General features: G+C 71.0%; 21 protein-coding genes. 11 read left to right on the top strand and 10 right to left on the bottom strand.

The genetic code is table 11. From position 1 onward, the window contains the following. The first annotated feature begins 108 nt into the window (after positions 1–108). Entirely contained in the window at positions 109–1,254 is a 1,146-nt protein-coding gene (locus KS03_RS11085) for a porin (RefSeq protein WP_012733440.1), read from the top strand. A gap of 88 nt (positions 1,255–1,342) precedes the next feature. Here KS03_RS11085 and KS03_RS11080 read toward each other — a convergent pair whose 3' ends face one another. Both KS03_RS11080 and KS03_RS11075 read right to left on the bottom strand, forming a co-directional pair. Then, positions 1,343–2,287: a GlxA family transcriptional regulator gene (locus KS03_RS11080; protein WP_039204057.1), complete on the bottom strand. Its 945-nt coding sequence runs from the start codon at positions 2,285–2,287 to the stop codon at positions 1,343–1,345. 89 nt (positions 2,288–2,376) lie between these two features. Continuing rightward, on the bottom strand, positions 2,377–2,667 hold the full coding sequence (locus KS03_RS11075) for a DUF1330 domain-containing protein (protein ID WP_012733442.1): 291 nt from the start codon (positions 2,665–2,667) through the stop codon (positions 2,377–2,379). Between the two features lie 350 nt (positions 2,668–3,017). On the opposite strand from KS03_RS11075, the gene KS03_RS11070 reads away from it, so the two are divergent. The 5 genes from KS03_RS11070 (at position 3,018) to KS03_RS32480 (ending at position 6,927) form a co-directional block, all read left to right on the top strand. Then, positions 3,018–3,962 (top strand): choline ABC transporter substrate-binding protein, encoded by a 945-nt coding sequence (locus KS03_RS11070; RefSeq protein WP_012733443.1) that lies wholly within the window; start codon positions 3,018–3,020, stop codon positions 3,960–3,962. A gap of 78 nt (positions 3,963–4,040) precedes the next feature. Further along, positions 4,041–4,970: a 3-dehydrocarnitine:acetyl-CoA trimethylamine transferase CdhC gene (cdhC, locus tag KS03_RS11065; protein ID WP_012733444.1), complete on the top strand. Its 930-nt coding sequence runs from the start codon at positions 4,041–4,043 to the stop codon at positions 4,968–4,970. 78 nt (positions 4,971–5,048) lie between these two features. Then, positions 5,049–6,014, top strand: coding sequence for an L-carnitine dehydrogenase (locus tag KS03_RS11060; protein WP_035984700.1), 966 nt, complete (start codon positions 5,049–5,051; stop codon positions 6,012–6,014). A gap of 2 nt (positions 6,015–6,016) precedes the next feature. Further along, positions 6,017–6,529 carry a thioesterase family protein gene (locus KS03_RS11055; RefSeq protein ID WP_039200730.1) on the top strand — a complete coding sequence of 171 codons (513 nt, stop codon included), beginning with the start codon at positions 6,017–6,019 and terminating at the stop codon, positions 6,527–6,529. An 86-nt stretch (positions 6,530–6,615) separates the two neighbouring features. Then, positions 6,616–6,927, top strand: coding sequence for a hypothetical protein (locus KS03_RS32480; protein ID WP_080569380.1), 312 nt, complete (start codon positions 6,616–6,618; stop codon positions 6,925–6,927). Between the two features lie 323 nt (positions 6,928–7,250). Here KS03_RS32480 and KS03_RS11050 read toward each other — a convergent pair whose 3' ends face one another. The 5 genes from KS03_RS11050 to KS03_RS11030 all read right to left on the bottom strand — a co-directional run bounded on the left by KS03_RS11050 (position 7,251) and on the right by KS03_RS11030 (position 12,393). Next, positions 7,251–7,556, bottom strand: a complete 306-nt coding sequence (locus KS03_RS11050; RefSeq protein WP_012733447.1) for a DUF4148 domain-containing protein — start codon at positions 7,554–7,556, stop codon at positions 7,251–7,253. A 447-nt stretch (positions 7,557–8,003) separates the two neighbouring features. After that, positions 8,004–8,294 carry a DUF3331 domain-containing protein gene (locus tag KS03_RS11045; protein WP_012733448.1) on the bottom strand — a complete coding sequence of 97 codons (291 nt, stop codon included), beginning with the start codon at positions 8,292–8,294 and terminating at the stop codon, positions 8,004–8,006. Between the two features lie 354 nt (positions 8,295–8,648). Then, the gene (locus KS03_RS11040) at positions 8,649–9,920 is read right to left on the bottom strand and encodes an NAD(P)/FAD-dependent oxidoreductase (RefSeq protein ID WP_012733449.1); all 1,272 of its coding nucleotides are present in this window, start codon (positions 9,918–9,920) and stop codon (positions 8,649–8,651) included. A gap of 108 nt (positions 9,921–10,028) precedes the next feature. Further along, complete coding sequence (locus KS03_RS11035; protein WP_012733450.1) at positions 10,029–10,340, bottom strand: 2Fe-2S iron-sulfur cluster-binding protein; 312 nt, start codon at positions 10,338–10,340, stop codon at positions 10,029–10,031. Between the two features lie 67 nt (positions 10,341–10,407). Beyond that, complete coding sequence (locus KS03_RS11030; protein ID WP_012733451.1) at positions 10,408–12,393, bottom strand: sigma-54-dependent Fis family transcriptional regulator; 1,986 nt, start codon at positions 12,391–12,393, stop codon at positions 10,408–10,410. Positions 12,394–12,831: 438 nt separating this feature from the next. Here KS03_RS11030 and KS03_RS11025 point away from each other — a divergent pair, with 438 nt between their 5' ends. After that, complete coding sequence (locus KS03_RS11025; RefSeq protein WP_012733452.1) at positions 12,832–13,119, top strand: DUF1488 family protein; 288 nt, start codon at positions 12,832–12,834, stop codon at positions 13,117–13,119. Positions 13,120–13,132: 13 nt separating this feature from the next. Here KS03_RS11025 and KS03_RS11020 read toward each other — a convergent pair whose 3' ends face one another. Together KS03_RS11020 and KS03_RS11015 are read right to left on the bottom strand one after the other, a co-directional pair. Next, positions 13,133–13,744, bottom strand: coding sequence for a transglycosylase SLT domain-containing protein (locus KS03_RS11020; protein WP_012733453.1), 612 nt, complete (start codon positions 13,742–13,744; stop codon positions 13,133–13,135). A gap of 95 nt (positions 13,745–13,839) precedes the next feature. After that, complete coding sequence (locus KS03_RS11015; protein ID WP_012733454.1) at positions 13,840–15,141, bottom strand: NCS2 family permease; 1,302 nt, start codon at positions 15,139–15,141, stop codon at positions 13,840–13,842. On the opposite strand from KS03_RS11015, the gene KS03_RS31270 reads away from it, so the two are divergent. Both KS03_RS31270 and KS03_RS11005 read left to right on the top strand, forming a co-directional pair. Beyond that, positions 15,140–15,568, top strand: a complete 429-nt coding sequence (locus KS03_RS31270; protein ID WP_127913865.1) for a hypothetical protein — start codon at positions 15,140–15,142, stop codon at positions 15,566–15,568. The two genes, KS03_RS11015 and KS03_RS31270, sit on opposite strands and share 2 nt — an antisense overlap. A gap of 445 nt (positions 15,569–16,013) precedes the next feature. Further along, positions 16,014–16,310, top strand: a complete 297-nt coding sequence (locus KS03_RS11005) for a hypothetical protein (RefSeq protein ID WP_012733455.1) — start codon at positions 16,014–16,016, stop codon at positions 16,308–16,310. Positions 16,311–16,481: 171 nt separating this feature from the next. Here KS03_RS11005 and KS03_RS10995 read toward each other — a convergent pair whose 3' ends face one another. Beyond that, on the bottom strand, positions 16,482–17,576 hold the full coding sequence (locus KS03_RS10995; protein WP_012733456.1) for an AraC family transcriptional regulator: 1,095 nt from the start codon (positions 17,574–17,576) through the stop codon (positions 16,482–16,484). Between the two features lie 124 nt (positions 17,577–17,700). Between KS03_RS10995 and KS03_RS10990 the strand changes: the two genes are divergently transcribed. After that, a complete protein-coding gene (locus KS03_RS10990; protein WP_012733457.1) occupies positions 17,701–18,840 on the top strand; it encodes an acyl-CoA dehydrogenase family protein in 1,140 nt (379 codons plus the stop codon). Positions 18,841–18,925: 85 nt separating this feature from the next. After that, a complete protein-coding gene (locus tag KS03_RS10985; RefSeq protein WP_012733458.1) occupies positions 18,926–20,620 on the top strand; it encodes an AMP-binding protein in 1,695 nt (564 codons plus the stop codon). Positions 20,621–20,693: the final 73 nt, after the last annotated feature.

Below are 20,693 nucleotides of genomic sequence, written 5' to 3'. Positions count from 1 at the left end.
ACCGGAACGAAACGGCCCTGCCGGCGATACCCGTTTCATGCAAGGCGTCCGGCTCGCGCGTCGCGTGGGTCGATCTTCCAACAACGATGCAGGTCTGGGGTTGTCACGATGAAAAGAAAAATCAAGCTCGCCGCGGCGAGCACCGCCGCGCTGGCGATGGCCGGCGCGGCGCCGGCCAGCCACGCGCAAAGCAGCGTGACGCTCTACGGCATCATCGATGCCGGTGTCACCTATGCGAGCAATGCGGGCGGCGCGCACCTCGCCAAGTTCGACGACGGCGTGTCCTATGGCAACCGGCTCGGCTTCAGCGGCAGCGAGGATCTCGGCGGCGGCCTGAAGGCCGTGTTCGCGCTGGAGACGGGGTTCCGGCTCGGCAACGGGCAGCTCGGTTTCGGCGGCGCGCTGTTCGGCCGCCAGGCCTATGTCGGACTGCAGAACGAGTGGGGCACGCTGTCGTTCGGCGACCAGCTCGACATGACCGATGAAATGGTCTATCTGACCAACGTGTCGGCCTGGGCGAGCGGCTACGCGATCCACCAGGGCGACTTCGACCGCTTCAACGGCGACCGCCTGCCGAACTCGGTGAAGTTCCTGTCGAACCCTTTCGGCGGCTTCAGGCTCGGCGCGATGTACTCGTTCGGCAACGTGGCCGGCAACTTCCATCGCAACAGCGCCTACAGCGTGGGCGCCAGCTACGCGCGTGGCGGTTTCTCGGCCGGCGCGGCCTACACGCAGTTGAACGACCCGAGCGGCATCTATGCGTTCGACCCCTACGCCATGATCGGCACCAGGACCTTTCTCGGTCAGCCCACCGTGCGCATCGATCCGGCCAGCGGCGCGCGCACCGATCTGTTCGCGAGCACGCCGATGGCCATCGACAAGCAGGGCACCTTCGGCGCCGGGGCGAGCTACGCGATCGGCAAGCTCACGCTGATCGGCAACCTCACCTACACCACCATCAAGGGCTTCGGGCAATCCTCGCACATGCAGGTCTACGAAGGCGGCGCGAGCTACCAGTTCACGCCGGCGCTGAGCCTCGTCGGCGGCTACCAGCACACGCGCTTCGAGGGCCATCACTGGAACCAGGGCTCGGCGGGCCTGCACTACCTGCTCTCCAAGCGCACCGACGTCTACCTCTCGGGCGACTACCTGCGTGCCTCGCGCGGCGTGGACGCCGTGATCGGCTACAGCTTCACGCCGTCCACCACGCCGACCCAGGCAGACCTGCGGGTCGGCATGCGCCATTCGTTCTGATTCACGGGCAAGCGCTTCGCAAGGGCGGGCCGGGGCGGCGCGAGGGTGCCGCCCCGGCCCGTGCCGTTTCCTGGACGCGCCGCGCCCCTCAGCGCAGCGCGTGGCGATCGTTGCGCGGGCTCGCGCCGAAGCGCATGCGGTAGCTGCGCGAGAAATGCGACGGCGATTCGAAGCCGCAGGCCACGCAGATCGCGGTGATCGTCATGTCGGTCTGCTGCAGCAGCTCGCGCGCGCGGTCGAGCCGCAGGTTCATGTAGAAGCGCGTGGGCGTGTCGCCGAGCATCGCGCTGAACAGGCGCTCGAGCTGGCGCCGCGTGATGCCCACGTCCCGCGCCAGCGCCTCGGAGGACAGCGGCGTTTCCGTATGGCGCTCCATCGCGCCGATCACCTGGATCAGCTTGCGGTTGTGGACGCCGTAGCGCGCCGCGATCTCGAGCCGCTGGCGGTCCGAATGCGCGCGGATGCGGCCCACCACGAACTGTTCGGAGATGCTGGCCGCCAGGTCCGCACCGTGGCGCCGGCCGATCAGCTCCAGCATCATGTCGATCGAGGCGGTGCCGCCCGCACAGGTGATGCGCCGCGCGCCCGTCTCGAACAGCTCCTGCGTGGCGGTGAGGCGCGGATAGCGCTCGCGGAACGCGGCGAGCGCCTCCCAGTGCAGCGTCAGCGTATGGCCCGCCTCGAACAGCCCCGCCTCGGCCAGCACGAAGCTGCCGGTATCGATCGCGCCGAGCGTGGCGCCGCCGTGGTGCTGGCGGCGCAGCCAGTCGCCGAGCGCGCGCGTGTAGCAGGCGAGCGGCTCGAAGCCGGCGATCACGAACACCATGCCGGTGCGCGCAACCTCGCCGAACGCGGCGTCGGCATTGAGCGCGACGCCGTTGCTGGCCGTCACCGGCGCGCCGTCGATGCTGAGCAACTGCCAGCGATAGAGCTCGGGGCGAAAGCGGTTGGCCACGCGCAGCGGCTCGATCGCAGACATGCAGCCGAGCGCGGAGAAGCCGGGCAGCAGCAGGAAGTGGAAGGTTTCCGGCATCAGCGGGGCAATCGCACGGAGCGGGCTGCGCTCGTTCATGGTGGAAGCGGGGGGCGTCGCGACGGCGGCGCCGCCGCGCGCCCCGCGCGTCAGACGCCTTCGACCACGCGGAAGTCGCGCTCCGCGCCGTTGTCGAGCGCCTTCAGGGCGGCCTGGTAGGCCGGGCTGTGGCGCGCGGCGAGCGCGGCTTCGAGGCTGTCGAACTCGATGATGACGGCGCGCTCGCGCAGGCCGCCCTCGAACACTTCGGCCGGCGTGTTGCGGACCAGATAGCGGCCGCCCGCTTCGGCCACGGCGGGCGCGGCCAGCTTGGCGTAGGCCGCCATCTTGTCGGTGTCGGAGATGTTGCGGTAAATGCTGAGCCAGTATGCTTTTGCCATGGGGTTCGTCTCGGAAGTGAGGGAAAGGGCGAGCGCGTGGTGTCGCGGCGTTCCGCCAGTGCGATGTTACGGGAAAAAGCGCCGTCCCGGCTCCGGATGGACTCGCCGCGCGCGCCGTTCGTCGCGCCGCGGCGAGGCAAGCGCGCGGCGCCCGCGATCCGACGCAGATCGCCGCCCCGTTTGGCGCGGCGCCCGGCCTCATGGTTTCCCCCGGGGGTCGCCGACAGTCAATAAAGCGTCGCGGCCGGTCGCCTCGCGGCGAATATGGCCCGTTATCTTGCCTGCACGGTGCAGGCCGCATCCCCCCTCCTCACGACGGCCTGCCTGGAACCGCCGAACAGGGAGCCATCATGAAGCCGTGCAAGACCCTAGTGCTGGCCGCGGCGCTGGCCGTCGCGCTGCCGTCGCCGTCGTTTGCCCGGGATGCCGCCGCTTGCCGAGCGGTGCGGTTCGCCGATATCGGCTGGACCGACATCACGTCCACCACGGCGCTCGCGTCGGTGCTGTTCGAGGCGCTCGGCTACCGGCCCAGCACGACCATCGCCTCGGTGCCGATTTCGTTCGCGGGCCTGAAGTCCGGGCAGATCGACGTCTCCCTCGGCTACTGGTGGCCGGTGCAGCAAAAGCAGATCCAGCCGTTCCTCGACGCGAAGTCGATCACGGTGCTGCAGCCGCCGAACCTGTCCGGCGCGAAGACCACGCTGGCGGTGCCGGACTATGCCTATCAGGCCGGGCTCAAGCGCTTTAACGACATCGCCGGGCATCGCGCCGAACTCGGCGGCAGGATCTACGGGATCGAGGCCGGCAGCAGCGCGAACGCGACGATCCAGAAGATGATCGACACCAATCAGTACGGCCTGGCCGGCTTCAAGCTCGTCGAGTCGAGCGAGGCCGGCATGCTGGTGACGGTGGCGCGTGCCGTGCGCGAGAAGCAATGGGTGGTGTTCCTCGGCTGGGAGCCGCACCCGATGAACATCCAGCTGCCGATGCACTACCTGGCGGGCGGCGACGCGTCGTTCGGCCCGAACTATGGCGAGGCGCGCGTCTACACGCTGACCGCGAACGGCTTCGCCGAGCGCTGCCCGAACGCGGGCCGGCTGGTGTCGAACCTGCGCTTCACCACCGACATGGAAAACCAGCTGATGCTCGCCGTGATGAACCGGACGCGGCCCGCCGAGGCGGCCAAGGACTACATCCGCAAGCATCCGCAGCTGCTCGACGGCTGGCTGGCCGGCGTGACGAGCTACGACGGCAGGGACGGCCTCGCCACCGTGAAGGCCGCGCTCGGCCCCTGACGCGGGCCGGCGCCGGCGGCCCGCCCTTTCCCTAGCGAACGGACGCGCGGCGTCCACGCAACCCATGAGGCGAACACCATGAACCATGACGTGATAGTGACCTGCGCAGTGACGGGCGCCGGCGACACGGTCGGCCGGCACCCCGCGATTCCGGTCACGCCCAGGCAGATCGCCGAGGCGGCGATCGAGGCGGCGAAGGCCGGCGCGACGGTGGCGCACTGCCATGTGCGCGACCCGCGCACCGGGCGCGGCAGCCGCGATCCGAACCTGTACCGCGAGGTGGTGGACCGGATCCGCGCGGCCGACGTCGACGTGATCATCAATCTGACGGCCGGCATGGGCGGCGATCTCGAGATCGGCCCGGGCGAGGCGCCGCTGCAGTTCGGGCAGGGCACCGACCTGGTGGGCGGCCTCGCGCGGCTGGTGCACGTGGAGGAGCTGCTGCCCGAGATCTGCACGCTCGACTGCGGTACGCTCAACTTCGGCGACGGCGACACCATCTACGTCTCCACGCCGGCGCAACTGCGCGCCGGCGCGCAGCGGATCCAGCAGCTCGGCGTGAAGCCGGAGCTCGAGATCTTCGACACCGGCCACCTGTGGTTCGCCACGCAGATGCTCAAGGAAGGGCTGCTCGACGCGCCGCCGCTGTTCCAGCTCTGCCTCGGCATTCCGTGGGGCGCGCCGGCCGACACCGGCACCATGAAGGCGATGGTCGACAACATGCCGCCCGGGGCGCACTGGGCCGGCTTCGGCATCGGCCGCATGCAGATGCCGATGGTGGCCCAGGCGATGCTGCTGGGCGGCCACGTGCGCGTGGGCCTGGAGGACAACCTCTGGCTCGAGCGCGGCGTACCGGCCTCGAACGGCTCGCTGGTGCAGCGCGCGCGCGAAATCGTCGAGCGGCTCGGCGGCCGCGTGCTGACGCCGGCCGAGGGCCGCGCGAAGCTGGGCCTGCCGCCGCGCGGGGCGCGCGCGCTCGAACGGCGCGCGCCCGCCGTCTACGCGTGACGCATGCGCCGGGCGGCGCCGCTCGCGGTGCCCGGCAATCCGTCATCACCTCATCGGGACAACGAAGGACGATCATTCATGACCTTGCTTACCGACATCAGGACCTTCGCCGTGATCGGCACCGGCGTGATCGGCAGCGGCTGGGCGGCGCGCGCGCTCGCGAACGGGCTCGACGTGGTGGTGTGGGACCCGGCCGAGGGCGCCGAGTCGCAGCTGCGCGCCAACCTGGCGAACGCGTGGCCCGCGCTGGAGCGCGCCGGCCTGAAGCCCGGCGCCGCGCCCGAGCGGCTGCGTTTCGCGCGCACCGTCGAGGCCTGCGTGGCCGACGCCGACTTCATCCAGGAGAGCGCGCCCGAGCGCGAGGCGCTCAAGCTCGACCTGCACGAACGGATCAGCCGCGCCGCGCGGCCCGGGGCGATCATCGCGTCGTCCACCTCAGGCCTGCTGCCCACCGGGTTCTACGCGCGCGCGACCCATCCCGAGCGCTGCGTGGTCGGCCATCCGTTCAACCCGGTCTATCTGCTGCCGCTCGTCGAGGTGCTCGGCGGCGAACGCACCTCGGCCGAGGCGGTGGACGCCGCGATCGCGATCTACGCCGGGCTCGGCATGCGGCCGCTGAAGGTGCGCAAGGAAGTGCCGGGCTTCATCGCCGACCGCCTGCTCGAAGCGCTGTGGCGCGAGGCGCTGCATCTGGTCAACGACGGCGTGGCGACCACCGGCGAGATCGACGACGCGATCCGCTTCGGCGCCGGCATCCGCTGGTCGTTCATGGGCACCTTCCTGACCTATACGCTCGCGGGTGGCGAGCCCGGCATGCGCCATTTCATGAAGCAGTTCGGGCCGGCGCTGGCACTGCCGTGGACCAGGCTGGCGGCGCCGGCGCTGAGCGACGCGCTGATCGACCGCGTGGTGGACGGCACCGCCCGGCAGCAGGGCGAGCGCAGCATCAAGGCACTCGAACGCTATCGCGACGACTGCATCACCGAGGTGATCGCCGCGGTCGCGCGCGTGAAGGCGCGCCACGGCATGCGCGACGAGGACTGACGATGGCCACCGGCACCCCCGACGCGCCCGTTATCGGCCCGACGCTCCATCGCGACGTCGTGCGCGCCGAATGGGTCGACTACAACGGGCACCTGCGCGACGCGTTCTATCTGCTGATCTTCAGCTTCGCGACCGATGCGCTGATCGAGCGGATCGGCCTGGACGGCGCGGCGCGGCTCGCTCGGCAGCGTTCCGTCTACACCCTGGAGGCACACGTGAGCTACCTGCGCGAGATCCGGCTCGGCACGGCCGTGCGCGTCGACGCGAGGGTCCTGGCCGTGGATGCGAAGCGCGTGCATCTGTACCTGGAGATGTTCGCGGACGGCTGCGGCGGCGCCGTCGCCGCGAGCGAGCAGATGCTGATGCATATCGACACGCGCGTGTCGCGCGGCGCGCCGTTCGACGCCGACGTGGCCGCGCGGCTGGCCGGCCTGGTGGCCGCGCAGCGCAACCGGCCGGCGCCCGCTCATGCCGGCCGCGTGATCGGCCTGCCGCCGCCGCGCGCGGTGCGCTGAGGGCGGCGATGGCCCGCGGGGCGCAGCCCGCCGGCTTCGTGGCGCGCACTCGACCTCGGGCAGAGGTTCGGGCGTGCCGGCGTAGCGTGCCTGGACCGGAGCTCGACGGCGAGCGTGGCCTCAATGTCGCGGGCTGGGCCAACAAGCTCACGGGCGCGGCCACCATCAGCATGGGCTCGGTAGGGCTGTCCGGCGACATGCTCAGCACGGTCAAGGGCGAAAGCTCGGCGCCCGCCGGCCTCGCGAATCTGATCGCACGCATCGAGCGCGGCGCGCCCGCGCCGGAAAAACCGAATAATCGCGCGCAATATCGCCGATTAGCACGATTACGCCTCTTATTGAATATCGCAATCAGATTGGCGAATCTGCGGGGCGCGACGCGGCGGCGAATGGTCTGAAATGCCGTTATCGGCCGACCGATAAAAACCGGCGCGACCTCATGAGAGGCCGCGCCGGTTTTTTTCAATACCGAGGGCTTGAATCCTTTCCACGCCATTAACGCGTTACGTGAAACAGAGCGTTGCAATACAAGCCACTTATTGATCCGTTTCGAGCGAGGCACCGCGATTCCGGTTCACGCCAGGATCGAAAAAGGCCCGGGCGCCAGGCGCCCGGGCTAAGCCGTCCCGGCTGGGGCGGCGGAGGTTGGGGGCTGCCAAGGGCGCGTCAGCCCGCGAGGGCCCGCCGCCGGACCGGGCTGCCGCCACGGCAGCCTGGCCGGTCAATGACCGCGGTAGATCGAATCACGCGCGACCGGCGCCGGTGCGCCGGGGCTGCCCGAGCGCACCGTCGGGGCGGCCTGCGGACCGTAGCCGCTGGTGTCGGTGCCGGCCACGCGGGCCTGGGCCGCCTGGATGTCGTCCGGATAGTACGGGCTCGCGACGCCCGGGCGGTAGCCGGCGCGTTCGAGCTGGACCAGTTCCGCGCGAACCTGGGCACGCGTCACCGGCCCGTTCGTCTGCGCCGAGGCGGCGAACGAAGCGGTCAGGGCGGTTGCGGCAGCGACTGCGGTAATGAGCGACTTCATGATGACCTCCGTTTCTTGCTTAGTTTGTCGCTGCGACTGTTTGTCGTCAGCGGTTGAGGTGAATCGTAGTCGCCCGAAGACCTAGGGTAAATACTAGTTTTGAGCATAGATCGTTGCTGAAATCGAGCAAATTCAGCGGAAACAATCGCCGAAGCATTGCAACTTTTGCAACGCCGGCAAGCCAGACGGGGGAGGGAGACGAGAGCGGGGACTTCGCGCCAGCGGCATGGCGCCGCCTGTTGCGCGGCGAGCGGACCGCGCCGGGAAGCCGGCCGGCGCAGCCGGCACGTGGCCCGGCGGCCCGATGCGGGGCGCCCAGGCGGGTGACGCGCGCGGCCGCGAGCGCGCCGCGCGCCCGCGGCACCGCCGCATTCGCGCGACGCCGCCGCGCCGGCAGCGCGTGTCACGAAAAACGCCGCGAACTCTCGCGGCGGCCTCGGGTGTGGCCTACTTGCCGCCTTGCATGCCGAGCACCTGCGCGGCCGAGATCATCGCGCTGGCGTTGGCCGGGGCGGGGCGCTCGGCGGGGCGGAACACTTCCTCGCCGCGCTGGATCACCTGGCGCGACAGCGCACAGGTGCCGGTGCGCTGCGCGAAGCGCCGCCGCCAGCGTTGCTCGCCGTAGTGGCAGCGGCCGGGTTCGACCCAGCGGACGACGAGCAGCGTATCGGAGCGCTCGAGGATTTCGACGTGTACATCGTCGGAGTCGAGCGCAGGCATTGATTTGGAGGATTTCATTTGCCGTTTCCCAAAGCTCGTGCGGTATCGGCCTAGGCAGTATTTGCAACTGCGTTTTGTCGATTCCGTAGCGGTTTCCAATAAGAATCTGGGGCTAAATGTAAGCGCCCGCGGCAAGAAAAAACATCCTGTCTGGATCGAATTACATTTTGTCGATTCAGAAACAATCGAGTCATTTCGTGCGGCCGTGCAAAGAAAAAAACCGGGACGGCCCTGGGCTCGAAAAGGCGCGGGCCGCACGGCAGGCGCCTTACTTGCATCGGCATTCGGCGGCGGGGCCGTGCTCGAGGCCGCTCGCCCGGGTAGCCGGCCGGTGCCGGCAGGCCTTGCGCGGGTTTCGCGCGGGCGTGGTGCTCAGCGCTCGAAACGGCGCGCGTCGAACGGCGCGAGATCGATGTCGGGAGGCTCGCCGCAGATCGCCTGCGCGAGCAGTCGCCCCGTGATCGGGCCCAGCGTCAGGCCGTGGTGATTATGGCCGAACGCGAACCACATGCCCGGGTGCCGCGGCGCGGCGCCAAGCACCGGGCGCATGTCGGGCGTGCAGGGCCGCATGCCCAGCCACGGCGCCGGATCGAGCCGCTCGCCGAGACCGAAAGTGGGCCGCGCGATGCGCTCGGCGCGCGCGAGTTGGATGCCGGTGGGCGGCAGCGAGCGCGCGGCGAGTTCGACGCCGGTGGTCAGCCGCAGGCCGCGCTGCATCGGCGCGATCACGTAGCCCTGCTCGATGTCGACGACGGGCGCCGAGAGCCCCGGCTCGCCGGCCGGCGGCGCGTAGTGCATGTGATAGCCGCGCTTGTCGCGCAGCGGAATGCGGTAGCCGAAGCGTGCGAACACGGTGTCGGACCACGGACCGAGCGCGATCACGACGTCGCGTGCGACCGCCTCGCCGTCGGTGGTCTGCACGCACCACCCGCGGCGGCTGCCCTGAGCGTCGCCGAGCGGCGCCAGCGTGGTCGCGTCGCCGCTGAGCAGCGTGCCACCCAGTTGGCGGCACAACGCGGCGTAGGCACCGACCAGCGCGCCCGGGTTCGACACGGCCTTCGGATCGAGCCAGTGGATGCCGCCCGCGAAGCCCGCGCGCAGCGAGGGCTGCTGCGCGCGCAGCGCGGCGCCGTCGAGCGCCGCGTAACGCAGGCCGTGCGAGCGGGCCAGCGCGGCTGCCTGCGCGGCGCCCCGCTCGAATGCGCGCGGCGAACGGAACGCCTCGATCCAGCCGCTCGCGCGCACCAGGGCGGCGGCCTCGGCGCTGCGTGCCGTGAGCGCGTCGTGCTCGATCACGCTGCGCTCGATCAGCGCGCGCATGTCGCGTGCCGCCGCGGCGTGGCGTGCCGGCGCGGATTCGTGCCAGAAGCGCAGCAGCCATGGCGCGAAGCCGGGCAGCGAGGGCGGATGCCAGTACATCGCGGTAGCCTGATTGGCCGCGTAGCGCAGCAGCGTGAGCGGGCTGCGCGGGAACGCGTAGGGCATGACCGACGAACGCTCGATCAGCCCCGCGTTGCCGAAGCTCGTGCCGAGCCCGGGCGCCTGGCGATCGACGAGCGCGACGCGCCGGCCGCGATCCTGAAGATGCACGGCAACGCTGACGCCGACGATGCCGGCGCCGAGGACGATGACGTCGAAATCCATGGGCGTGAGGGGCGGGAGTGGACACGCGATTCTCGCCGATTCGCGCGGCGGGCGAAACAGGAGGGCGGGGATGGGGAGCGGCCGTGGTGCCGTTCGAGTGACGGCCCGCTACCGCGAAAACGCCTCCATCCCCTCGTACTCGATCACCAGATCCGATTCGGCGACGGCCACGCAAGGCAGGATCCACCCCTCGCGTTTCTCCTGCGCGCTGAGCCCGGGCCATTCGATCCGGTATCGCACGCTGCCCTCGCGCAGCCGGCACAGGCAGGTTCGGCAGGTGCCGTTGCGGCACGAGCGCGGCAGCGACACGCCCTCGAAGCCGGCGGCCTCGAGCAGCGACAGCGAGTCGGGCGCGTCGAAGCTCGCGCCAAGCGGCTCGACACGCACGCGGTAAGCGGGTTCGGACGGATCGGTGGTCATCGGCGGCGCAACGGTCGATGCCGCGCGGGCGGCGGGACCGTCAGCATACCCGAAGCGCCCGCCGTCCTCAGGGCTGGGCGCGGCGCCGCCGCAGGTGCCGGTAGACGGTGTTGCGTGCAAGCCCCAGTTCGCGCGCGGCCGCCGACACATTGCCGCGATGGCGCGCGAGCGTGCTGTCGATCAACGAGGCCTGGTGCGCGTCGAGCGTGGTGGCGGGGGCGGGCGAGGCGGACGCGGCCGGCGCGGCGGCACGCGCCGCGATGCCGGCCGGCCCGGCCGGTTCCGCGGGGCAGTCGAGCCAGAAGTCGTCCGGCAGGTGCTCCACGTCGATCTCGGGCGCATCGTCGGCCAGCATGCCGGCGGTGCGCAGCACGTTGGCCATCTGCCTCAGGTTGCCGGGCCAGCGGCAGCGCGCGAACGCCTCGATGACGGCGTCGGACACGCGCGTGGGCAGCGTTTCGCTGCGCGCGAGCCGGGCCAGCATGCGCCGCACCAGCTCGGCCTGATCGCTGCGTTGGGCGAGCGGCGGCAGCGTGACGGCGAGCCCGTTGATCCGATAGTAGAGATCCTCGCGAAACGTCTGCTCGGCGATCATCGCGCGCAGGTCGCGGTGCGTGGCGCAGACCACCCGGATGTCCACCGGCAGTGCGCGGCCGCCGCCGAGCGGCACCACGGCGCGCTCCTGCAGCACCCGCATCAGCCGCACCTGCTGCGCGAGCGGCATGTCGCCGATCTCGTCCAGGAACAGCGTGCCGCCGTCGGCCTGCACGATCCGGCCCGGGTTGCCGCGCCGCCGCGCGCCCGTGAACGCGCCGTCCTCATAGCCGAACAGCTCGGCCTCGATCAGCGAATCGGGCAGCGCGGCGCAGTTGACGGCCACGAACGGGCCGTCGCGGCGCGGCGAAGCATGATGCAGCGCCCGCGCGAGCCACTCCTTGCCGGTGCCGGTCTCGCCGAGGATCAGCACCGGCAGGTCGCGCCCGCGAATCTTGCCGACCCGCTGCAGGATCGCGGCCAGCCGCGCATCGCCGGTATCGAGCGTGGCGAAGGTGATCGCCTCCGGGGGCGCATCGCCGGCATCGGGCAGCGCGGGCACGGTGCCGGCCGGGCGTGCCGCCGCCGGAGTGGCCGGGGCGGCCGGGGCGGCCGGCCGCGCGGCGGCGGCCCCGGTGCGCGGCGCGTCGGCGTACTCGCAGCGCGCGAACACGCGCACCCCGGAGGCGAGCGTGAGGGCCAGCGTCGCGCCGGCGTCGCGCGCGGCGTGGTCGGCCAGCCGCGCGAACGGCACGCCGAACAGCGCGTTGCAGCCCTGGTCCTGCAGCGTGTCGAGGGTCGCGCCGAGCTGGAACTGCGCGCTGCGGTTGGCGGCCAGCAGCGTGCCGTCGGGCCGGAACGCCACCAGCCCGCCGAACAGCGAATCGACGAATTCGGCATGCGCGTGAAAACGGACCCGCAGGGCGGCGTCGCAGGCGTTCGCGAACAGGTGGTTCTCGATCAGCTGCGCCGACATCTTCACGAGCGCGAGCGTGTGCGGGCCGAAGCCGCGCGGGTCGCCGCTCACGTCGAGCGCGCCGAGCAGGCGCCCGAACGGGTCGGTGATCGGTGCGCACGAGCATGACAAGACGTGATTCGCGCGCAGGAAGTGCTCGTTGCCATGCACGGTGACGGCCTGTTTCGCGGCCAGCGCGGTGCCGATCGCGTTGGTGCCGCGCGTTCCCTCGGCCCACGATGCGCCGGGCCGCAGCGCGACGCGGTTCGCCTTCTCGACGAAATCGGCGTCGCCGATGCTGTGCAGGACCAGGCCTTCGCGATCGGTCAGGAGTACCAGGCTCTCGGTGTCGGCGATCTGCGCATGCAGCGCTTCCATCACGGGCAGCGCGTGCGTGTAGAGCGAGCGGTTGCCGTCGATCAGCTCGCGCATCGCGCGCGGCGAAAGCGGAGCGTAGTCGGGGCGGTCGGAGGCGCGCAGGCCGCCCGATGTGGAACGCGCATGCGCCTGCGCGAGCAGGTCGAGACGGCTGTCGGCGGCGGGCAGCACGGTGGATTGCGGCATGTCTGTCTCCAGGGAGCCGTGGGCGGCACTCCGATTGTGGTGCCGGCGCGGGAGGCCCGCGCCGGCACGCGTCATGATACAAGCGCGCGGCGCCTCGCGCGACCGCAATTCCGCCGATGCCGCCGGCCGGCCGTCCGCAGCCGGGCTCGCGCCTGCGGGCAACGCGTCTTGCGCACCGCACCATGCCGGCCGCCCGCGTGGCGGGCGCCGGCACGAGCCGCGGTGCGGGGCGCGCCGCATCCGGCGGCGCGCCGGTTGCCTGGTTTGCGCCTTGCGTGTGCGGCGAAAGCGTCTACAGTGGAGACAACCGGCGCCGCCCGCCGCGCGATCCTGCTGCCCGCGCGGGCCGCTCGCCGGCCGTCCCGCGCAGGCCGGGCCGATGCGGCCGACGGCGCTCTGCGCGGCCTTTGGCATTCCCGTCACGGCAAAGGCGCACCCATGCAGATCCACTTTCCGAACGAAGCTCCCGCCTACTCGGGGCGCGAGCTGACGCTGGCCTTCACGGCGCTGGTCGATGGCGAACCGGTGCAGTGCCAGATCACGGCCGAGGCGCTCGAATCGCATTTCGGTGCGGCCTCGCCGCGTTTCGAGGACATGGTGGGGGCATTCTCGACGCACCGGCCGCGCATCGAGGCCGCCGCCCGGCGGCTGCTCGCCGACACGCGGGCGCGCTGCGTGACGCTGCGCAGCGGTTACGTGCGCTTCTACGAGGCGAATCTGGATTGACGGCGCCGGCGCCCTATTTCGCGCGGGAGCGCGGTACCGTCTCGCGCGGCTCGCTCGAATCCGCATCAGCGTCCGCGTCGGGCGTGGCCGGCCCGGCGGGCCGCAGGTCCTTGTCGAACTCCTCGGCGCGCAGCCGGATCTTCTGCGCATAGGCCTGCGAGCCGCCGTAGCGGCGCATCGCGATGTCGAGGTCGCCGTTGGCGGCCTGCATGTAGCCGTAGAGGATCGCGGAGCCGGCGTTGATGTTGGCGGTGGGCTCGGTCAAATCCTTCACGCTGCGCAGCAGCCCGCGATGCGCGGACGGCACGACCTGCATCAGCCCGGTGGCGCCGTTCGCGCCCCTTGCCTTTTCGCGAAAGCGCGACTCGATCGAGATGATCGCGAGCAGCACGGCGGGCGGCAGCGAATACTTCGCCGCGGCCAGCGAGACGGCATCGGAGATCTGCTCGGCCTTGCGCTTCGCGACGCCGAACTTGCGGATCAGGTAGGCGGACACCGGCCCCCTGGCCGGCGCGTTCGCCTGCGTGAGCGACGCGGGCGCGGGCACGGCTGCCTCGGCGAACGCCGCGGGTGCCGCGCAGGCGTAGCCGAGCAGGAGAACGATCGAACAGGGGACGCGCCGCATGGGTCTCGGGAAAGGCAGCCGGGGCGTACAGTATAGCCACCCCGGCGGCGGCCTGGCCGCAAAACGCGGCACCCGTTGCAGCGGCCGCGCCGGACTCAGTCGGCGCCGAGGTAGAAGTAGCGGAACAGGAACACGATCGCGATGATCCAGACCACCGCCTTCACTTCCTTCAGGCGGCCCGTCAGCAGCTTGAGCCCGGCGTAGGCGATGAAGCCGAACGCCACGCCGTTGGCGATCGAGTAGGTGAACGGCATCAGCAGCGCGGTCAGCGCGGCGGGCACGGCCTCGGTGGCGTCGTCCCACGGCACGTCCACCATGTCGCGCAGCATCAGGCACGACACGTAGAGCAGCGCGGGCGCGGTGGCGTAGGCGGGCACCACGCCCGCGAGCGGCGCGATGAACAGGCACGCCAGGAACAGCACCGCCACGGTCACCGCGGTCATCCCGGTGCGCCCGCCCGCCTGCACGCCCGAGGCGCTTTCGATGTAGGCGGTGGTGGACGAGGTGCCGAGCACCGAGCCCGCGACGATCGCGGTGCTGTCGGCCAGCAGCGCGCGGTTCAGGCGATCCATCTTGCCTTCCACCAGCAGGCCCGCGCGATTGGCCACGCCCATCAGCGTGCCGGTGGCGTCGAACAGCTCGACCAGGAAGAACACCAGGATCACGTTGATCACGCCGGTGGCGAGCGCGGCGTGGATGTCGAGCTGGAACAGCGTGGGCGAGATCGACGGCGGCGCCGAGACGATGCCGTGGAACTGGTTGCCGCCGAAGAAGAACGACAGCACGGTGACCGTCACGATGCCGATCAGGATCGCGCCGCGCACGCGCAGCGCGTCGAGCGTGACGATCACGAAGAAGCCGACGATGGCGAGCAGGGTGGTGGGCTCGTGCAGGTTGCCGAGCGTGACGAGCGTGGCCGGGCTGCCGACGATCACGCCCGCCGTCTTCAGCGAGATGATGCCGAGGAACAGGCCGATGCCGGCCGTGATCGCGACGCGCAGCGTCTTCGGGATGCCGTTGATGATGGCCTCGCGCACGCGGAACAGCGTGACCAGCAGGAACAGGCAGCCGGAGATGAACACCGCGCCGAGCGCGGCCTGCCACGTGAAGCCCATGCCCTTGACCACCGCGTAGGCGAAATAGGCGTTCAGGCCCATGCCGGGCGCGCAGGCCACCGGGTAGTTCGCGTAGAGGCCCATGATCAGCGAGGCGAGCGCGGCCACCAGGCAGGTCGCCACGAACACCGACTCCTTCGGCATGCCCGCGTCGCCGAGGATCGCCGGATTCACGAAGATGATGTAGGCCATCGTCAGGAAGGTGGTGACGCCCGCGAGCAGTTCCGTGCGCAGGTCGGTACCGGCCTCGGCGAAGCCGAAATACCGTTTGATCGAGTCCATGAAGGGCATTCTCCGGTCGTTGGTCGTGGTGCGCGACGCTCGTTGGTGTGTCGTGACGTGCATGGCCGGCTGCCTCGGGCCGGGGCACGAGCAGGGCGGCACGGCTGAATTGCGCGGCTGGATTGTAAACGCAGTGCGACCGCGCGCCTATCGGGCGCGCTGCACCGCATCACGCCTGCCGCCGCGCGGCCTTGATGCGGCGCATGCCGCGGCCGGCGCGGCGCCGGCCCGCGATGGCGCACGGGCCGCCCCGCGCGCCGGCCTCCGCTACGATAAGTCGCCAAAAAAGCCGCGAGATCATGCCCGGCCCGTCCGCGCCCGCCGGCGTGCCGTCGGCCGCAATGGCCGGGCCGATGCGCCGGTCGTTGCGCGCGCATCGATCACGCCCGGCCGGCGCCGCCGGCCGCGTTTGCCAAGGCCGCCGTGACACGCGCCGGGCCGGCCCGGGGCGCCCCGCGAGGGCTACCGCTGGCCCGCCGCGCCGGCGCTCGCCAGCGCCGTGCATCGCGGCCGCAGGCATTGCACCGCGCTTGTGCAAGCGCTCGCCGCGCGCCGGGCATGCTTCCTGCCGCCGCTATCCTGCCGCTGCCGTGCCCGGCTGCCGGTCCGGCCCGGCGCAGCGCCGTCCCGCGGGGCCTTGCGGCGCGCACGGCGGGCATGGCGCCGAATCCGCGCCGGAAAAAATGGGTTTCGGATGTAAAAGATTGCAAGGTGCCATCGCCGAAACGAGGTCGGGACTCTACGATGACAAGGCGGGTCGAACGACGTCAGGGCCCGGGCACGACACGGCGCGCAGCTTGCAACATCCTCAGTCGCCGGACCGGCATGGTCCGGCATCGCATTCCGATTCATCGGTCGATACGGAGGTCAGCATGTTGAACTGGATCAGTCGTTGGGTGATGCGGCAAGCGCCCACCCCCGAGAAAACCGCCGCCTCGATGCTCGTCACGGCCCGCATGGAACTGTTCACCGCCGAGCAGCGCGTGATCGACGCGAAGCTGCAGTCCGACTACTGGCGCACCCGCGTTTCGTTCCTGGAGCAGGTGGAAAAGCAAGGCATCGAGCCTTGGGTGGGCGTGACGCCCGCCACGCCTGCCGCATCCGCGACGTCGGCCGCGGCGCCGGCCTCGCGCGCTCAGAACGGCCCGCGCCTGGCGACCAGCACCTGAGCCTCGCCGCGCTCCGGGCCTGTCCGCGAGCCCCGCGGCGACGTGCTTGCCGCGGCCGCCCGTGCGGCGCGCGCCCGGGCTTGCATCGCACCCGGCGCGCGCCGTGCAGCCTGCCTCCCACGGCAGATGCGTCGCGCGTTGCGCCGCCTGCTTTGCCGCTTGGCGGCATGCTCAGCCGCGTCCCGCCGCCCCGCGCTCGCGCCACGCGGCCGGGCTCAATCCGCTCCAGCCGCGAAACGCGCGGTAGAACGCGCTCGGCTCCGCGAAGCCGGCGGCCGTGGCCACGTCGGCCACGGTCAGCGCCGGGTCGGCCAGCGCCTCGCAGGCGATCTCGTAGCGCAGCGCATCCTTGATGTCCTGATACGACGCGCCTTCATGGCGCAGCTTGCGCCGCAGCGTGGCCTCGGCCACGTGCAGCCGCGCGGCCAGCCCGGCCGCGTCGGGCCAGTCGGCGGGCGGCAGCGCGCGCAGTATCGCGCGCACGCGGCTCGCCAGCGAGTCGGGATTGCGGTACTTGACGATGAAGTTGCCCGGCGCGTTGCGCAGGAACGTCTTCAGCGAGGCGGGCGTCTGCACCACCGGCAGCGTCGCGAAGGCCGGATCGAAATCGACGTGGGAATGGGGCTCGCCGAAGCGCAGGTCGTCGCAGAAGATCTGCCGGTAATCGCGCGGGACCTCGGGCGCGGCGCTGCGCAGGCACGCGCTCAGTACCGGGATGCGGCGCCCGATCAGCCAGCAGGTGAGCCCGTAGACGAGGATGAAATAGGTGGCGTAGGTGAACGCCGGCGGCGCGGCGGCGTCGCGATGCACGAAGCGCAGGCGCACGCGCGTGGCGTCGGCGTCGAGTTCGGCGTGCAGGTCGTCGAGCACGCCGCGCATCACGCCGATCGCGCGCGCCAGCGCACCGAGCCCGGTGCGCGAGCCCAGCGCCGCCTGGCTCATCGCCACGAACGTGCCGCTACGCATCGGGTGCGAATCCTGGCCGAAGAATTCGTCGTCGAGCGTGCGTGCGATCGCATTCCAGAGCGCGCCGTACTGGCGCGCGCTCACGTGCGCGTCGGGCACGGCGAGCGCCGCCGCCGCGATGCCGGCCTGCGCGAGCAGCCGGTCGCGATCCGCGCCGCGCCGCTGCGCCAGCGCGAGGCTCGTCTCGACGAGGCGGGCGGAAACGGTTCCCTTGTCGGTGGCTTTCATGCGGGGCTCGGCGTGGCGGTGCGCGATGGCGGTATGGCAAAAACGATCATTGTAATTGAGTGCGGCGAGCATCGATACGGCGCGCGCGCTTGCCTACACTGAGGGCATCGCTGCACCGCGCACCCGCGCCATCAACGATCAGGCCGCGTCGTCCCACGACGGCGGCGCCCGGCCGCCGACAGGAGACTCGCCCGCCATGGATGCGCTCTATACCGAAGACCAGCGGATGATTCGCGATACGGTCCGGGATTTTTCCACCGAAGTGCTGGCGCCGAACGCGGCGCAATGGGACCAGGACGGCGCGCTGCCCGACGGCGTGGTCGCGCAGCTCGGCGAACTCGGCCTGCTCGGCATGGTGGTGCCCGCCGAATGGGAAGGCTCCTATACCGACTACACCGCCTATGCGCTCGCGGTGGAGGAGATCGCGGCCGGCTGCGCCTCCTGCTCGACGCTGATGAGCGTGCAGAACTCGGTCTGCTGCGGTCCGATCCTTTCCTACGGTACCGACGCGCAGCGCGACCGCTGGCTGCGCGGGCTGGCCTCGGGCCGCATGATCGGCTCGTTCTGCCTGACCGAGCCGCAGGCCGGCTCGGAGGCCAACAACCTGCGCACGCGCGCGGTGCTCAAGGACGGCCGCTGGGTGCTCGACGGCAGCAAGCAGTTCATCTCGAACGCGTCGCGCGCCGCGGTGGCGATCGTTTTTGCCATGACCGATCCCGAGCTGGGCAAGCGCGGCCTGTCGGCCTTCATCGTGCCCACCGACACGCCGGGCTTCCAGGTCGGCAAGCCCGAGAAGAAGCTCGGCATCCGCGCCTCGGACACCTGCCCGATCACGCTCGAGCACTGCGAGATTCCCGAGGAGAACCTGCTCGGCGCGCGCGGCGAGGGCCTCAAGATCGCGCTGTCGAACCTCGAGGGCGGGCGCATCGGCATCGCCGCCCAGGCGGTGGGCATCGCGCGCGCGGCGTTCGACAAGGCGCGCCGCTACGCGGCCGAGCGCACCCAGTTCGGCAAGCCGATCGCCGAGCATCAGGCGATCGCCGAGAAGCTCGCCGACATGGCCACCCAGCTGAACGCGGCGCGCCTGCTCGTGCATCACGCCGCGCGGCTGCGCACGGCGGGCCTGCCGTGCCTGTCGGAAGCCTCGCAGGCCAAGCTGTTCGCCTCCGAGATGTCGGAGGCCGTGTGCAGCGCCGCGATCCAGATCCACGGCGGCTATGGCTATCTGGCCGACTACGAGGTGGAGCGCCATTACCGCGACGCGCGCATCACGCAGATCTACGAGGGCACGAGCGAAGTGCAGCGCATGGTGATCGCGCGGCAGCTGCTGGCCTGACGCGCCGTGCGCATTCCCACGGCGGTATGATCACCCTCACACGACGCACGATCACACGCTGCGCGAGACGGAAGGAGACGAGACGATGACGGCGCAGGCTTTTCTCGAGGCACGCGATTTTCTGTTGCGGCACCGCACCGATTACGACACGGCGTACCGCGAATTCCGCTGGCCGCAACTGGACGCGTTCAACTGGGCGCTCGATTACTTCGACGTGATGGCGCGCGACAACGCGAGCCCCGCGCTGTGGATCGTCGACGCGGTCACGGGCGAGGGCGAGCCGGTATCGTTCGCGCGCATCTCGGCGCAGTCCTCGCGGATCGCGAACCACCTGCGCGCGCTCGGCGTGGGCCGTGGCGAGCGCATCCTGCTGATGCTGCCGAACCGCGTCGAGCTGTGGGAAACCATGCTCGCCGCGATGAAGCTCGGCGCGGTCGTGCTGCCGGCCACCACGCAGCTGTCGGCCGACGACATCCGCGACCGCGTGATGATCGGCGAGGCCCGCTTCGCCGTGGTCGACGCGGCCGAGGCCGAGAAGTTCGACCAGGCCGGCGTCGATCTGACCCGGCTGATCGTGGGCGGCGAGCGTGCCGGCTGGCTGCGCTTCGAGGATGGCTACGCGGCCGATGCCGCGTTCACGCCCGACGCGCCCACCCACGCTCACGACCCGCTGCTGCTCTACTTCACGTCGGGCACCACCTCGAAGCCGAAGCTCGTCGAGCATACCCACTTCACCTACCCGGTGGGCAGCCTCTCGACCCTGTACTGGATCGGGCTGCAGCCCGGCGACATCCATTGGAACATCAGCTCGCCCGGTTGGGCCAAGCACGCCTGGAGCTGCTTGTTCGCGCCCTGGAACGCCGGGGCCTGCGTGTTCGCGTTCAACTACCCGCGCTTCGATCCGCAGCAGGCGCTCGAGGCGCTGGTGCGCTACGGCGTGACCACGCTGTGCGCGCCGCCCACGGTCTGGCGCATGCTGGTGCAGCAGCCGCTCGCGTCCTACCCGGTGAAGCTGCGCGAGATCATCGGCGCCGGCGAGCCGCTGAACCCCGAGATCATCGAGCGCGTGCGGCGCGCCTGGGGCGTGACGATCCGCGACGGCTACGGCCAGACCGAAACCACCTGCCTGATCGGCAACTCGCCGGGCCAGCCGGTGGTGGCGGGCTCGATGGGGCGGCCGATGCCGGGCTACCGGATCGCGCTGCTCGATCCCGACGGCGCGCCGGTGACGGAGGGCGAGATCGCGCTGCCGCTCGACGGCGAGCGCCCCGGCGGGCTGATGACAGGCTACGCGAATCACCCCGACGCCACCGCCTGGGCGATGCGCGACGGCCATTACCGCACCTCGGACATCGCGCTGCGCCGCGACGACGGTTACTACCTCTACATCGGCCGCGCCGACGACGTCTTCAAGTCGTCCGACTATCGCCTGAGCCCGTTCGAGCTCGAGAGCGTGCTGATCGAGCACGAGGCCGTCGCCGAGGCGGCCGTGGTGCCGAGCCCCGACCCGCTGCGGCTCGCGGTGCCCAAGACCTTCATCACGCTGCGCGCCGGCTTCGAGCCGGGCGAGGCGCTCGCGCGCGACATCTTCCGCTTCTCGCGCGAGAAGCTCGCGCCGTACAAGCGCATCCGCCGCCTGCAGTTCACGGAGCTGCCGAAGACCATCTCGGGGAAGATCCGCCGCGTCGAGCTGCGGCGCCGCGAGATCGAGCGCGATGCCGATCCGGCCGCGCGCATGCCCCACGAGTACTGGGAAGAGGATTTCCCGAGCCAGTCGTAATCGATCGCCGCGCGCCGCGGCGCGCGGTTCCGTGTTACCGGCCGGCCGCGCGCGGCGCGGCGGCCTTCAAGGA

Origin of the sequence: Burkholderia glumae LMG 2196 = ATCC 33617, from assembly GCF_000960995.1 — a bacterium.
GTDB classification, from domain to species: domain Bacteria; phylum Pseudomonadota; class Gammaproteobacteria; order Burkholderiales; family Burkholderiaceae; genus Burkholderia; species Burkholderia glumae.
Note: the sequence above shows the minus strand (reverse complement) of the source record. Positions and strands in the feature narration are given on the sequence as shown.